At 60.1% G+C, this 14,411-nt stretch carries 12 protein-coding genes; 2 read left to right on the top strand and 10 right to left on the bottom strand.

Features of this window, described 5'->3' with window-relative positions:
* Window positions 1-91: 91 nt before the first annotated feature.
* From EN862_RS32355 to EN862_RS32315, 9 genes are all read right to left on the bottom strand, one after another.
* Window positions 92-1,585 (bottom strand): aldehyde dehydrogenase, encoded by a 1,494-nt coding sequence (locus tag EN862_RS32355; protein ID WP_127404834.1) that lies wholly within the window; start codon window positions 1,583-1,585, stop codon window positions 92-94.
* Window positions 1,586-1,620: 35 nt separating this feature from the next.
* Window positions 1,621-2,652: a proline racemase family protein gene (locus EN862_RS32350; RefSeq protein WP_127864742.1), complete on the bottom strand. Its 1,032-nt coding sequence runs from the start codon at window positions 2,650-2,652 to the stop codon at window positions 1,621-1,623.
* Window positions 2,653-2,797: 145 nt separating this feature from the next.
* Window positions 2,798-3,667, bottom strand: coding sequence for a dihydrodipicolinate synthase family protein (locus EN862_RS32345; protein ID WP_127228013.1), 870 nt, complete (start codon window positions 3,665-3,667; stop codon window positions 2,798-2,800).
* 217 nt (window positions 3,668-3,884) lie between these two features.
* On the bottom strand, window positions 3,885-5,519 hold the full coding sequence (locus EN862_RS32340; RefSeq protein ID WP_189401918.1) for a choline dehydrogenase: 1,635 nt from the start codon (window positions 5,517-5,519) through the stop codon (window positions 3,885-3,887).
* An 11-nt stretch (window positions 5,520-5,530) separates the two neighbouring features.
* Window positions 5,531-7,030 (bottom strand): aldehyde dehydrogenase family protein, encoded by a 1,500-nt coding sequence (locus tag EN862_RS32335; RefSeq protein ID WP_127864740.1) that lies wholly within the window; start codon window positions 7,028-7,030, stop codon window positions 5,531-5,533.
* Between the two features lie 17 nt (window positions 7,031-7,047).
* Complete coding sequence (locus EN862_RS32330; RefSeq protein ID WP_127864739.1) at window positions 7,048-8,115, bottom strand: ABC transporter ATP-binding protein; 1,068 nt, start codon at window positions 8,113-8,115, stop codon at window positions 7,048-7,050.
* A 9-nt stretch (window positions 8,116-8,124) separates the two neighbouring features.
* Window positions 8,125-8,967, bottom strand: coding sequence for a carbohydrate ABC transporter permease (locus EN862_RS32325; protein WP_127228017.1), 843 nt, complete (start codon window positions 8,965-8,967; stop codon window positions 8,125-8,127).
* On the bottom strand, window positions 8,967-9,905 hold the full coding sequence (locus tag EN862_RS32320; RefSeq protein WP_127228018.1) for a sugar ABC transporter permease: 939 nt from the start codon (window positions 9,903-9,905) through the stop codon (window positions 8,967-8,969). The genes EN862_RS32325 and EN862_RS32320 overlap by 1 nt, the downstream gene beginning before the upstream one ends.
* A 97-nt stretch (window positions 9,906-10,002) precedes the next feature.
* Window positions 10,003-11,280 carry an extracellular solute-binding protein gene (locus EN862_RS32315; protein WP_127864737.1) on the bottom strand — a complete coding sequence of 426 codons (1,278 nt, stop codon included), beginning with the start codon at window positions 11,278-11,280 and terminating at the stop codon, window positions 10,003-10,005.
* A 259-nt stretch (window positions 11,281-11,539) separates the two neighbouring features.
* On the opposite strand from EN862_RS32315, the gene EN862_RS32310 reads away from it, so the two are divergent.
* Together EN862_RS32310 and EN862_RS32305 are read left to right on the top strand one after the other, a co-directional pair.
* A complete protein-coding gene (locus EN862_RS32310) occupies window positions 11,540-12,610 on the top strand; it encodes a substrate-binding domain-containing protein (protein WP_167506969.1) in 1,071 nt (356 codons plus the stop codon).
* A gap of 57 nt (window positions 12,611-12,667) precedes the next feature.
* A complete protein-coding gene (locus EN862_RS32305) occupies window positions 12,668-13,348 on the top strand; it encodes an HAD hydrolase-like protein (RefSeq protein ID WP_127864735.1) in 681 nt (226 codons plus the stop codon).
* A gap of 284 nt (window positions 13,349-13,632) precedes the next feature.
* On the opposite strand, the gene EN862_RS32300 is transcribed toward EN862_RS32305, so the two are convergent.
* The gene (locus EN862_RS32300) at window positions 13,633-14,355 is read right to left on the bottom strand and encodes an ABC transporter ATP-binding protein (protein ID WP_245519793.1); all 723 of its coding nucleotides are present in this window, start codon (window positions 14,353-14,355) and stop codon (window positions 13,633-13,635) included.
* Between the last annotated feature and the right edge of the window lie 56 nt (window positions 14,356-14,411).

Below are 14,411 nucleotides of genomic sequence, written 5' to 3'. Positions count from 1 at the left end.
AGCAATGGGGATCTACCTGCGAAGCCGCAGGCGCGTTCAGTTCCCGATCGGGAATGTGCTGGCCAGCACAGACGCTGGCCAGGCGATGTCGTCAGCGCAGTTGGATCCACACGGCTTTCGTCTCCGTGTACTGATCGTGCGCGGCCAGGCCCTTGTCCTTGCCGCCGAAGCCGGACTCCTTGTAGCCGCCAAACGGCACGGCAAAGTCGCCTTCCGAATAGCAGTTCACCGAAACAGTTCCTGCGCGGATTTGCTTGGCGACGCGGTGGGCGGTGTTGAGATCGTCGGTATAGAGGGACGCGGCGAGGCCGTAGTTGGTGTCGTTTGCCAGGCGCACCGCCTCAGCCTCATCCTTGAAAGTGATCACCGACAGCACCGGGCCGAAGATTTCCTCACGGGCGATCTTCATATTGTTGGAAACACCATCGAAAATGGTCGGCTCGACGAAGCTGCCGCCCGTACCCGCCAGTATCTGGCTTCCGCCCAGGGCGATCCTGGCGCCTTCCTTGCGTCCGGTTTCGATGTAGGAGAGCACCTTGGCAAGATGCTCCTGCTCGATCATGGCTCCAATGCGCGTTGTGCGCTCGAGCGGGTCGCCAACAGTCCAGGATTGGAAGACTGGCTTCAATTCCTCGAGCAGGCGGTCCTTGATGCTCTCATGGACGATGAGGCGCGAGCCGGCCGAGCAGTTCTCGCCCTGGCAGAAAAGAATCCCGGTCGCGACGTTCTCGACTATCGGAGCGAAATTCCTGACATCGCCCATCACGATGGCAGGGCTCTTGCCGCCGCATTCGAGGATGATGCGCTTCATGTTTGAGTCTGCCGAATATTTGAGGAATAGCCGACCCACCTCTCCCGATCCCGTGAAGCTGACGCAATCGATGTCTCTGTGGAGGCCTATGGCCTGACCGGCAGTCGGTCCCAGGCCAGGAACGACGTTGAACACGCCATCAGGTATGCCTGCCTCGGATGCCAGCGCCGCCAGCCTGATCAATGACAGGGATGTCTGCTCGGCCGGCTTCAGGACCAGGGAGTTGCCCCCGGCCAGGGCGGGCGCCAGCTTCCACATGGCGACGAATAGCGGGAAGTTCCAGGGGATCACGCCGCCGACGACGCCGATCGGCTCGCGCACGATCATCGACACGACGTCGCGTGGCGCCGGAGACACCTGGTCGTAGATCTTGTCGGTCGCCTCCGCATGCCAGCGCAATGTCTCGATGGAGTCGGGCAAGTCGACATTGATGGAATCGTTGATAGGCTTCCCGCAGTCGAGCGTTTCGATGAGCGCCAGCTCGGCGCTGTGTTTCTCGATCAGATCCGCAAAGCGCAGCAGGACTTTCTTGCGTTCTCGCGGCGGCAGGCCCGACCAGGTGCCGGCTTCGAAGCTGCGGCGCGCCGCCTTGACCGCGAGATCGACGTCCTCCGCCCCGCCGGCAGCCACGTTGGCCAGCAACTTGCCTGTTGCCGGATTCACCGTCTCGAAGGTCTCGCCCGATTTGGCCGCGACATAGGCGCCATCAATGAAGGCCCTGGTCTCGAATTTCAGTGTCTTGGCTTCAGCGTGGAAGTCTGTGTGGACATTCATGTTAAACTCCTGCAGATCGCATTGAAGGGTGTTGATCAGGCGCTGGGCCAGGTGTCGGAAAGCGTGTACCCGGTGGGGAATGGATCGCTCGGATCGAGCACAAACTGGTGGAAGCCGGTGATCCAGGCCCGCCCGCTGATCGCGACGGAGACGGCATCGAGGTCGCCCACCTTAGAAGTCTGAAATATCTCGCCCTCGAACTTTGTCCCGATGATCGATTCGTGGATGAATTTTTCGCCGGGCGCGATCTCGCCGCGGGCATGGAGGAGCGCCAGCCGCGCGCAAGTCCCGGTGCCACAGGGCGAGCGGTCGAGGCGGCCAGGCGAGACGATCACGCCGTTGCGCGATGTCTTTACCCCGTCGCTGACCGTGAGCGGGCCGGCGAAAAGTGTCTGGTTTATGGTGTGAATTGCCGGGTTTTCAGGATGGATGGAAGGCAGCTGCTCGGCCGCCGCGCGCTTGATCTTTTCCCCGACGTCGGACAGGTCGCGCGCTTCCGACGGCTCAATCGCGAAGCCGCAGTCGCGGGCATCGACGATCACGTAGATCATCCCGCCATAGGAGACGTCGACGCGAAGAGAGCCAATGCCAGCGACCTCGATCATCCGGTCGCGATGCATGACGAAGGACGGCTGGTTACGGAACTTCACGCTTTCGCATTTTCCGTTGCGGCATTGCGCTTCGACCTCGATCAGCCCCGCCGGCGCCTCGAGCGCCAATTTGGTGACGGGCTCCTGCATGGCGATGACGCCCGTCTCAAGCAGCACGGTCACCGTGCAGATGGTATTTGTCCCCGACATCGGCGGATAGGACGCCGGCTCGATGATCACGTACCCCATCTGGGCGTCAGGGTTAGACGAGGGCAGGACGAGGTTGGTGCACAGCGTGACTTTGCCGCGCGGCTCGTGGAGAAGGAACGCGCGAAGATCGTCGCCCTTTGTCTCCAGCCAGCGCGCCTTTTCGAACATCGTCTTGCCAGGAACGTCAATGACGCCACCGGTGATGACGTCGTTGGGCTCGCCTTCAGCATGGGCGCCGACAACGTTGATCATCCGCGATAACCGCATGTGTCATCCTCCTTGTTCAGTCGGTGCGAGGCGATCCGAGAGTGCAGCCGAATGACGGCCGGTAAATCCCAAGCATGCCGCAGCCGGCCGACGGCATCCAGGCCTGCCCCGGGGAGACGGTGTCCCCGGGACAAGGGCGCTCGCCTCAGGCGGCGGCGCCGAGGGCTTCGTCGACCAGCTTCACCTCCGCCTCGGTGAGCGGCAGGACAGGAAGCCGGCACTCGCCGACGGGGCGTCCCGTCTTGGTGCTCGCTGCCTTGGCGACGGGGTTGAAAGGAGACGTCCAAAGCAGCAGCGACAGCGGGCGCAGCTTCAGCCAAAGAGCCGCCGCCTCGGCGAGGTTCCTGGCTTGAACGAGATCGTAGAGCTTGACCAGCTGCTTCGGGACGGCGTTGCCGGATCCGGTGAAGACGCCGGGCGCGCCGCTGACAAGGCTGTAGAAATTCAGATAGTCGCAACCATTGAACACCTTGGCGCCCTGGGCCGAGAGTTGATCGATGCGCATCATGTTCGACGTGCTGTCCTTGATGTATTTGACGTTGTCGATCTCGCTGAAGCGCTTGAAGACATCAGGCGTGATGTCGAAGCCGGTGTACTGGGGAATGTTGTAGACCATGATGGGGGTCGCGACGGCCTTGGAAATCTGCTCGTAGTGGTAGCGCACTCCCGGTTCGCCTGGCCCCTCGAAGAAGGGCGGCAGGATGAGTAACGCGTCCGCGCCAGCGTCCCGCGCGTGCTTCGAATTGTCGATCGCGTCTTCGGTGCGCAGGGCAGACGTCTGGACAATAAGCTTGGCCCGGCCATTGATCCGCTTGCCCGCGATTTCGGCGATGCGCCGCTTCTCGGTCTCGGTGAGGAAAGGAAACTCTCCGGTCCCGCCATTCACGGCGATGATGTGAATCCCCGCGTCGATCAGCGAGTCTATATTTGCCGCCAATGCGCCCTCGTCGAGCGCAGCGCCATTGTCCTTGAATGGCGTGCAGATCGGCACGCAGATGCCTTTTAGTTCACTCACGTCTTTGCTCCTTTAGCGCGACTGATTTGACCGTTGAACTTGCGGCGCTACCTCATTCCGCCTGGGAATGACTTGACGCCATAAGCTATAGATTTCGCTGTATACTTCCTGTTAGCAACCAGCGATCCGGAACCACATTGCCAACTATGGGTTTCCATAGTTGTAATCGTTTTCATGCTATAGATCAAGGGCTTGCTGCATTTGATGCTCGTGCTCCTCAGGCGGTGTGGTAAGGCTGCGGGTCGGCGGGCAACGGCGCTATCCCGCGAATGGCGTCCGCGACTTTTTCAGCCATCATGATGACCGGGGCGTTGAGGTTGCCGCTGACGATCTCGGGCATGATCGAGGCATCGACCACCCTCAGGCCCTCAATGCCATGTACCTTTGCTTCCTTGTCGACGACCGCGTCGTCCCCCTCGCCCATTCTGCAGGTGCAGCATGGATGGTAGTTGGTGCCGGCAATACCGCGCAGCCAATTGGCAATATCGTCGTCGGTGGCGATCGAAGGGCCAGGCGTTTCTTCCACGCCGCGAAACTCGTCCCATGCCTTCTGACGGACCACGTTGCGGATCGCCTTCACAGCCTGAACCGCCTGCAGCATGTCGTCAGGGTGCTCGAGATAGTTGAACACAAATTTCGGCGCCGCCCTTGGATCGGCCGACTCGACCCAGACGCGTCCCTCGCTTTTGGGCCTCATCAGACTTAGGAAATACTGGAAGCCATTCTCGAGCTTGACATTGCCGTGCTGGAATTCACCCAGCATTGGCACGAACTCGAACTGGACGTTGGGTATCGTCTCCTCTTCCCTCGTGCGCATGAAGGTACCCACCTCGAAGAAATTGGTCGCGCCAAGTCCCTTCTTGAAGAGGAGCCACTGGAGTCCGAGCTTCGCCTTGCCGAAGGTGGAGAGTTCCTTTGCGGCCGACACGTTCTTGGTCGCACGGTACATGACAGGGGCCGCGACATGGTCCTTCAGCCCGCGTCCGACGCCGGGCAGATGATGTTTGAGCGCAATCCCAGCCTTCCTGAGGTCATCGGCAGGACCAATGCCGGACAGCAGCAGCAGTTGCGGGGAATTCAGCGCTCCCCCGCACAGGATTGTTTCGCGTTCCGGCTCAAATTGCTGGGCGCCGGCTTTTGTGGTCACAGCAACCCGAACGACGCGCTTATTGCTCGTTTCGATGCCCGTGACCCTCGCGCCGGTGAGTACGGTGAGGTTGGGCTTGCGGGGCCGGGCATGAATATAGGCCTGCGAGGTGCTCCAGCGAATGCCGTCATGGACGTTGCGCTGGGTGATGTGAACACCTTCCTGCTGATACGCATTGTGGTCAGCAACATGCTTTAGACCGCTCTCCACCCCCGCCCGCAGGAAGGCGTGGTAGAGAGGATTTTCCGCCTTGCAGGTCTCGATCCGCATCGGCCCGGAGCCGCCGCGATAAGCGTTCGCTCCCTTGTCGAATGTCTCGGCTTTCTTGAAATAGGGCAGACATTGTGCATAGGACCATCCGTCAGCTCCGATGCTTGCCCAGTTGTCATAGTCCCAAGGATTGCCGCGGACCCAATTCATGCCATTGATTGAGGACGAGCCGCCCAGCACGCGCCCTCTCGCCTCATGTATGACCCGCCCCTGCAAGTGCGGTTCCGGCTCCGAATTGTAGAACCAGTTGAAGCGGTCGTTCATCAGCGGAAAACCAAGGGCCGCCGGCATCCGGACATAGATGTGCTGATCGGACGGCCCCGCTTCCAGGAGCAGAACCGTGGTCGACGGGTCCTCGGCCAGCCGGGACGCGATCACGGAGCCTGCCGAGCCGGAACCTATGACGATATAGTCAAACGCCTTCTTATCCGTCACCGGAGCACTCCTTACGATCTTGCCGAGGCTGTCAGGGTGTGCGGCAGGGCGTGGGTGCGTTTCCCAAGCTTGATGAAGGTCGACTTCACCTCGGTGAACTCGAGCAAGCCGTCCAACCCATTTTCACGACCGATCCCGCTTTGCTTGAAGCCGCCGAAGGGCATCTGGACCGCGGTCTCGAGAAATGTGTTCACGTAGACCGTTCCGCTGCGAAGTTCGCGCGAAACGCGTATCGCCTTGTCGATGTCCTTCGTCCATAGCCCGTTGCCCAGACCATAGTTCGTGTCATTGGCGAGCGCGATTGCTTCCTCGACGCTGCGGAAACGCGTGACCGCAAGCACGGGGCCGAAAATCTCTTCGCGAAAGATTGTCATGTCGGGGGTGACGTTGGAAAAGATGGTAGGGGCAACATAATAGCCCATGCCGAGGCCGTTTTCGGTGACACGGTTGCCACCGAGGAGAAGCGTCGCGCCCTCGTCTATCCCGCTCTTGATGTATGCCAGCACCTGATCCATGTGTTTTTCATGGATCAGCGCTCCGACGTCTGCCTGCTCATCGGTCGGCAGGCCGAGGCGGATCTTCTTCGAACGCTCTACAAGCTTCTCCAGGAAGCTGTCCGCAATGCTATCCTCAACGAGAAGCCTGGTGCCCTGGACGCATTCTTCGCCCTGGTTGAGGATGTAGCCGAGCAGGATGCCATCCAGCGCCGCGTCGATATCGGCATCGGCAAAGACGATATTCGCCGCCTTTCCGCCTAGCTCGAGGCCAACGCGCTTGACCTGCTCGGCCGCGCGCTGCGCGATCCTGATCCCGACTGATGTCGATCCGGTAAACGAGATCATGTCGACATCTCTGTGCCCGGTCAGGATCTCGCCGACGGTGCGGCCCGAGCCGGTTACCACATTGATGACGCCATTTGGAATGCCAGCCTCCGTCGCCAGCTTGGCGATTTCGAGCGTCGAACCAGAGGTCAGTTCCGACGGCTTGATCACCACCGTACAGCCGGCCGCGAGCGCGAAGGGCAGCTTCTGGAACAGGGTCACCATAGGGAAATTCCACGGTGTGATCATTGCGATCACACCGCGCGGCTCACGGGTCACAAGACCCAGATTTGCGTCACCGACATTTGAGACCAGGTCTCCTGGGATTTGCCAGGCAAGCGCTGCCGCGTAGCGCGCGAGCTCAATGGACCACTCGATCTCAGCCTTGGCGAAGCGGATCGGCTTGCCAACCTCTTCCGCCTCAATAAGGGCCAGCCGGTCGGTGTCACGGATCATCAAGTCGATCCAGCGTCCGAGTGCCTTGGCTCTTTCGGCGCCAGGCAGCGATGACCAGACAGATCTCGTGTCGAAGGCTTTGCGGGCGACCCCGACAGCAGCCATCACCGCGTGCTCGTCGCTTTGCGCGAAACGGGCCAATAGCCTGCCATGAGCTGGCGATTTGCGTTCCACCTTTCGATCGGCGCCTGCCCAACCGCCGTCGATCCAATTGTCGTATTCACGCACGTCCATCGATCCATTTCCTTCGGTCAGTTTGGCGCAACAAGCCGGCTCTTGCCTGGCGCAACGAGCACGCCGACGACGTCGCCGACCCTCGCCTCTGTTCGATCGGTAACGACGATGAACTTATGGCCACCGCAGTCGACATACACATTGGTGGTCTGCCCAAGCGGCTCGACGAAATCGACGCTTGCCGACGCGGCGCCCTCGGCGCCGTCACCAACGATCAAGAGATGCTCAGGGCGGACTCCAACGAAGAATTGTCCCTGGGCGTCGGCAAAGCTGCTTGCCTTGTCGGCGACTTCTCCTGACAAACTGTCGGCAAAGGGCTGGACGGAGGCGGCAAGTCCCTTCTTGCGGTCGAAATGGGCGGGGAACAGATTCATGGGCGGAGAACCGATGAAGTCGGCCACAAACTCGGTTCTTGGCCTGTCGTAGATCTCCAGCGGCGTTGCCACCTGGACCATGTCACCTTTACGCATGACGGCGATCCGGTCGGCCATCGACATCGCTTCGATCTGGTCATGGGTCACGTAGACAGTGGTGATGCCGAGGCTGGTGACCAGCTTCTTGATCTCGGTGCGCATTGTGGCACGCAGCTTCGCATCGAGGTTCGACAGCGGCTCGTCCATCAGGAAGACGCGGGGATTGCGCACCAAAGCCCGCGCCAGGGAGACGCGCTGCCGTTGCCCGCCGGAGATCTGCGCAGGTTTGCGATTCAGATACTCGGCAATTCCGAGTTTTTCCGCGGTTGCATGCACTTTCTTTCTGCGCTCGCCCTCGGCGATCTTGCGCACCTTGAGAGGGAACTCGATGTTCTGGAACACGGACAGGTGCGGATAAAGACCATAGTCCTGGAACGCCATCGCGATATCGCGGTGACGAGGCTCCTCATATGTCACGTCGCGGCCGTTGATCTTGATCTGGCCGTCGCTGGGAAGCTCCAGTCCGGCAATCATGCGCAATGTCGTCGTCTTGCCGCAACCGGAGGGACCCAGCATGACGAAGAATTCGCCGTCCTTGATGTCGACCGACACGCCGTTCACGGCAGTGAAGGCGCCAAAGCGCTTGTAGACTGATCTGACTTCAATACCCATCGTCGTTCCTCATCCCTTCACGGCGCCAAGCGTCAGGCCCCTGACAAGATATTTTTGCATCAACAGGACGAGCACGACGATCGGCAACGACATCAACACACCGGCGGCCGAGCCCAATCCCCACGAGATCGCCTTGGCCTTGATCGAGCTCGCCGCGATCACTGGCAGCGTCCGCGCCTCCGAAGAGGTCAGAATGCTGGCCAGCAGGAACTCATTCCAGGCGAACATGAATATGATCACCATCGTCGCCGCGAGCCCGGGCAAGAGCAGCGGCAAGGTCACGCGCCAGAAGCACTCGAACCGACTGCAGCCGTCTATCAGGGCAGCCTCTTCGATCGACTGCGGAATTTCCTGGATGAACACCCGCATTACCCACACCACGAACGGCAATCCGTTCAGCGTGTAGACGGCGATCAGCAGCCACGGCGTGTCGAAGATCCCCAGTTGCTTGGCGATGATGAACAGCGGGATGACGCTCACCATCGGCGGCAGCATGCGGATCGACAGAACCTCAAAGGCGATGAAGTTCTTGTTCTTGACGTCGAAACGCGCCAGTCCGTAGGCGGCGAGCGTGCCTGCGATCATTGCAAACAGCGTGGCCAGGCAGACGATGAATGCGCTGTTGATCAAGGCATCCATCGCATTCAACTCTGTGAAAAGCTTGCGGTAGCTCTCCAATGTCGGAGCAAAAACCCACCTCGGCGGATATGCCGATATGTCTGCATCCGACTTCAACGAAGAAAGCGTCATCCAGACGATGGGGAAAGCAAAGAAGGCGGTCGCCATCAGGGCCAGCGCATAGTAGCCGATGCCGCTGAGGATGGACCCGCGTCGCGTGATCGAGCTTGACATCAGCGGGCCTCCTTTTCGTTCACCATGCGCATGAAGCCCGTGTATTTCACGAAGATGAGAACCACGGCGAGGATGATGAGGAGCGTCAGCCAGGATAGCGCAGCACCATAGCCGAGGCTGAAGAAGCGGAAATTTACCCTTGCCAGGTAGATGCTGAGCAGGTCGGTGGCGAAATCGGGACCGCCACGCGTAATGATGTAGACCGTGTCGTAGGTGCGGATGGCATCGACGATCCTGAGCAGGCTCGCGATCACGATCACGGGTTTCAGCATCGGCAGCGTGACCATGAAGAAGGTCTGGATCGGCGAGGCGCCGTCGATCGCCGCCGCCTCGAAGGGGCTCTTGGGCAGGGCCGAAAGGCCGGCGAAGATGATCAGGAACATGAACGGGGTCCACTGCCAGACATCTACAAGCAGCATCGAGGCCATGGCGCTGGCCTTCTCGCCGGCCCATGGCTGCGGCGGAATGCCGACGAGGCTCAAAACGTAATTGAGCACGCCAAGGTCGGGCATCATCATGATGCGCCAGGTGATGCCGACCGCGATCGGTGTGATCAGCATGGGGACGATGATGATGGTCCTTAGCAGCGTGAAACCGGGGAGCCTGACGTTGAAGAGGAGGGCCAGCAGCACGGCCAAGGTGAGAGACAGCCCCACGGACAAGACGGTGAATAGCAGCGTCAGCAGGATCGAATGCAGGAACTGGGCGTCCGACACCGCATCGGCATAGTTGGCGAGGCCGACAAATCCCTGGAACTTGTCCGGATCCGAGGGGCGATAGCCGGTGAGGCTCATATAGAGCGAGTGCAGGAGCGGAAAGAGACCGACAACCGTCATGATGATCATGGTCGGCGCGAGCAGGATCATGCCGGTGTAACGCTCTCCGGCACGCTTGGCCCGGTCGGTCGCGACGGGCAAACCCTCTAAGCTGACTGTCATGGTCCTTGATCCCGAAGGCGCCGAGCGGGCATCTGCCCGCACAGCGCGTTCCTGTTCTACGAGCGCTGGAATATCCAGGCGCTTGCGGGCGGCGACTTCAGCCCTTGACGAGCTTTCCCACCCGATCGACGGCATCGACCATCGCGGTCTTGGGGGTCTTTCGCCCAGTCACGCCGGCGAGGACTTCCTCGTAGATTGCCCGCTGCACTTCCACCGCATTGGTCAGGCGATAAGGCGGGATCGCGATCGGCTGCGTCCCGCGGGTCTTGAAATCCTCAAAGACATGAAGGCCGGGAATCTTCTTGACCATGTCCGGATTTTCGAGATCCGGCTTGTAGCAGATCGAGGTTTCACCCGCTTCCGAGAAATACTTGTAGCCGCCGTCGGCGAGCCAGGCCAAAAACCTGTAGCCGTCGGCCTGCTTTTTGCTGGCGGCGTTAAGCACCACGGTCCAGCCGCCAATCATCGACTGCTGGAACTTCTCGGTCGGCGCCACCGCATAGCCGAACTTGCCGGCATGCGGCCCGCCCTCAATGCCGGAGAGCGCGTCCGACCATGAAATGATCATGGCCGCGGTTCCCTGACCGATCGCGGACTGACCTTCCGGGTAGTCGAACCCGGAGACGCCTTGAGGGCAATACTGCAAGACCTCCTTCAACCTTTCGATGGCATGCTCGCCCTGTCCTTCCGAATTGAAGACGGGCTCATTGGCATCGTTGAAGCAGCCGTCGTCGGTAGGCGCGAGCTTCGTCATTCCCATGACGCGCGTCATCCAGTCGCCGGACATGTGGGCGTCCTGCCCTCCCAGGCAAAGCGTGTTTCCGGCGACGTCTGAGCTGTGCAGCTTCTTGGCGGCCGCGACATACTCGTCCCAGGTGACGGGCACCTTATCGATACCGGCTTTCTCGAATAGGTCCTTGCGATAGATGAAGACCGGAATCGTCATGGCGAGCGGCAGGCCGTAGTGCTTGCCCTGGTAGATGGAGTATTGCAGCGATCCCTCGGTGACGTTCCCATACTTGATCTCGGGAAGGTCAGGGTTGGCGGCTTTGATGTCCTCCATCGTGGGCGCCCATTTGTTGCGCTGCGGCTGCCGGACCCACAGGCTGTCGGTGGTGATGATGTCGAACGTTTCCGAACCCTGTGAGAGTTCGATCAGCATCTTTTCGTAGTGAGATTCGTAAGGGTTGGATTCCCCGGTGATCTTCGCGGCTGTATATGCCTTCGCCACCTGATCGGTGAGGGCCCCTGCCCAGACTGAATTGCTATTGAGGATATTGAGCGTCACTTCCTCCGCATATGCCGACGAGGCGCGATAGGCGGCCACGGCGGCAGCAAGGCCGGCAGAGGCCTTGAGGAAGTTGCGACGAGACACTGGCAGTCTGATCGACGCGGTCAAATTGTTGATCCTCCGTTTTTTATGCGAGGCGCGGCAAAAGCCGGCCTCGCGCTCCCAACTTATGTAAACGTTTTCATTCTTTGCGAGCTAAACGGTGATGTCAAGCCCAAACCCGCGTCAACATAGAAATTTCTGTAAACGATTACATGTGGGGACGTTTTATGGCTTGTCAAGCGCGGTGAAGTCGAGGACAAAAGCCACCGGTGAACAAAAGCCAACGAAGATGGTGCGGCTTATGCCGGGCAAAAGAGCCAAACAGCCCAAGTTGAAGAAAAAGGCAGGCGTCTTCGACGTTGCCCGCGAGGCGGGGGTTTCGGTAGCCACCGTATCGCGGGCGTTCAATCTGCCTGACATCGTCAGCGAGGACGTTCGCCGACGGGTCCTGGCGACTGCGCAGAATCTGGGCTACGCGGCCAACCCGGCGGCAAAAGCATTGCGATCCCGCAAGACCCATATCGTGGGAGCGGCTATCCCGACGCTCGACTATGCGATCTTTGCGAAGATGATCAACCATTTTCAGGATAGCTTCGCGCAGCACGGCTACATGACGATCGTTGCCACAACTGGCTTCGAACACGCCAATGTTTTTGAGAAGGTCAAGACATTGGTGGATCGCGGCGCCGAGGCGCTTCTTCTGGTTGGCGCGATCGAGGACCCGGCGCTCGTGAGCTATCTTAAGCGACCGCATATCCCAGTGGTGACGACCTACTCATACCTGCCCGACGAGATCGTACCCTGCATAGGGTTCGACAATTACGCGGCTACGGAAAGCGCGATGGAATACCTTGCCGATCTGGGGCATAGAAATTTCGCCATGATTGCCGGCAGCCCGAAGGGTAGCGATCGCCAGCGCGCTCGAATTGCCGCCTACAAGGATTTCGTCGGATCGAGAAATCTCCATGGGGCAGCGAATATAATCATTCGCAATTTCACCATCCGGGACGGAACCGAGGCAATACGCGCCATCCTGGACAAATATCCGGAAACCACGGCGGTGGTCTGCAACACCGACGTCATGGCGTTTGGAGCCTTAAGTGAAAGTCGGCGGCTCGGAATCCGGGTTCCCCAGGATATCTCGATCGTCGGGTTCGATGATGCAGAATATGCAGCCCAGTTGGAGCCTCCGTTGACGACCATAGCCGTGCCTGCCGAGGAAATGGGCAGGCTGGCGGCCGAAATGCTCCACAGCTCGCTGTCGAACGGCGAGCCCCCTCGCTTCGTCAGGCTCGATTCGCACCTGATCGTAAGAAAATCCGCGTGCCCGCCGCGCGCTCTAAAACAGTTGCGCTTGGCCGCGGCCGTCTAAATCCAGGTCCGCGGGCGCTTCACACCCGCGAAGTCGAGTGTGCACATAGGCACCGTCATGCCCCGTCAGCCGCTTCTGCCCTCTCGACCCGCCGCTATCATATTCGATTTCGATGGCGTCATCCTTGACTCTGCCGAGATCAAAGCAGAGGCGTTCGCTGAAATCTATTCCGGCTATGGGCGGCAGTGGAGGGAACCCATCCTCCGCTACCAGCGGCTGCATGGCGGTATTTCACGCCGGGAGAAGTTCGACCATTTCGACAGACAGATAGTGGGTCGCGCCCCGAACGAGGAGCGATTGGCGCTGCTGTCGAAGAGGTTCACCGACATCGTTTTTGAGAAGATCCTCGCCGCGCCTTTCATTCCCGGCGCGCGGGAACTGCTTGAAAACGCATCTGGTCGCTCCAGGCTTTTCGTCGTTTCTGGAACCCCGCAGCAAGAATTGATCGAGGTCATCCGTCAGCGAACCCTTGATCACTATTTTGAGCTGGTCATCGGCGCGCCAACGAAGAAGCGCGAGGCCTTTGCGCGAATCTTGCACATGGGACTAGAGCGCGAAACCGTGGTGGCGGTCGGCGATTCAACCACGGAATGTTCCGCTGCCTGTGAGCTGGGAATCGCATTCCTCGGAATTCGAGGCGGGCCCTCGCCAGCCGTCTTTCCGGAAGGTATCGTAACGCTCCCGGACCTGCGCGATGCAAGCAACCTGCTCGGCTTCGGCAGCCTGCCCCCAAGCTGACCACCGTCCGCGTGGCCGAGGTGCTGCCGCCGAGAAATGGTGCACCGGTACTGGAAGGCACATACATTCCCGAATCGACAATCTTAATGCGCCTCGACTGAACTCGTATTACCGAGGGCGCGCTTGGTCCGAACGGTCGACGCGGCAATCCGGAAATGGGGTCCCGGCAGAGACTCCGCATTGACCCAATCCGCCAATGGCGTAAACGTTTACATGGCCACGCATCCACCGGGTTAGCTGCTGACCAGTGCACGCCGCCCACCCCGGGGACGGCTATCGGCCGGCTAATGCTGATAAAGCAGTTGCCTGATCTCATGATAGATGTCGCGTGCCGTCCGGTCCGCGGTGATATCGACGAGGTCCCGAGGTCGAGCGAAAGGGATCGAGAATTCCTTGGCGATCTTGCCGTCTTTGAAAACAAGGATCCGGTCGGCCAAGGTGATCGCCTCGTTCAGATCGTGGGTGACGAAGACAACGCTCTTCTTGTCAGCGGCCCACATGCGCACGAACTCCTCGTGAAGCGATTCACGCGTCTGTGCGTCGAGCGCCGAAAAAGGCTCGTCCATCAACAGTATCTTCGGCGAAGGCGCCCAGGTGCGAGCGAGCGCCACACGCTGCCGCTGGCCCTGGGAGAGCTGACTTGGATAATTATCGGCAAAGCGCTTCAAACCGACGAGGCCCAGATAGTCTCGGGCCAGGGCCCGTCTTTCGCTTTTTGCGAAACCGCGCACTTCCAGCCCGAACTCTACGTTCTTGAGTGCAGTTCGCCATGGCAGCAAAGCATCGCGCGCGAACATGTAGCCGAGCTGTGGACGCGCGGCGACGGGCGGTTGGGCAAGTACGCTCACCTCGCCGATCGTTGCAGTGTGGAGCCCGGCCAGGACATTGAGCGCAGTGGTCTTGCCGGAACCGCTACGTCCGACGAGAACCAGGAACTCTCCCTCTCGCAGTTCCAACGACACATCATCCAGCCCGCGCACTGGTCCCGACGTGGTCTGGAACTCCATCACGACGTCGGAAATCCTGGCGGCGACACCGTCGGTTCCCGCGGCAGGCGATATGC

This window comes from Mesorhizobium sp. M2E.F.Ca.ET.219.01.1.1 (genome assembly GCF_004016445.2).
Lineage (GTDB): Bacteria > Pseudomonadota > Alphaproteobacteria > Rhizobiales > Rhizobiaceae > Mesorhizobium.
Note: the sequence above shows the minus strand (reverse complement) of the source record. Positions and strands in the feature narration are given on the sequence as shown.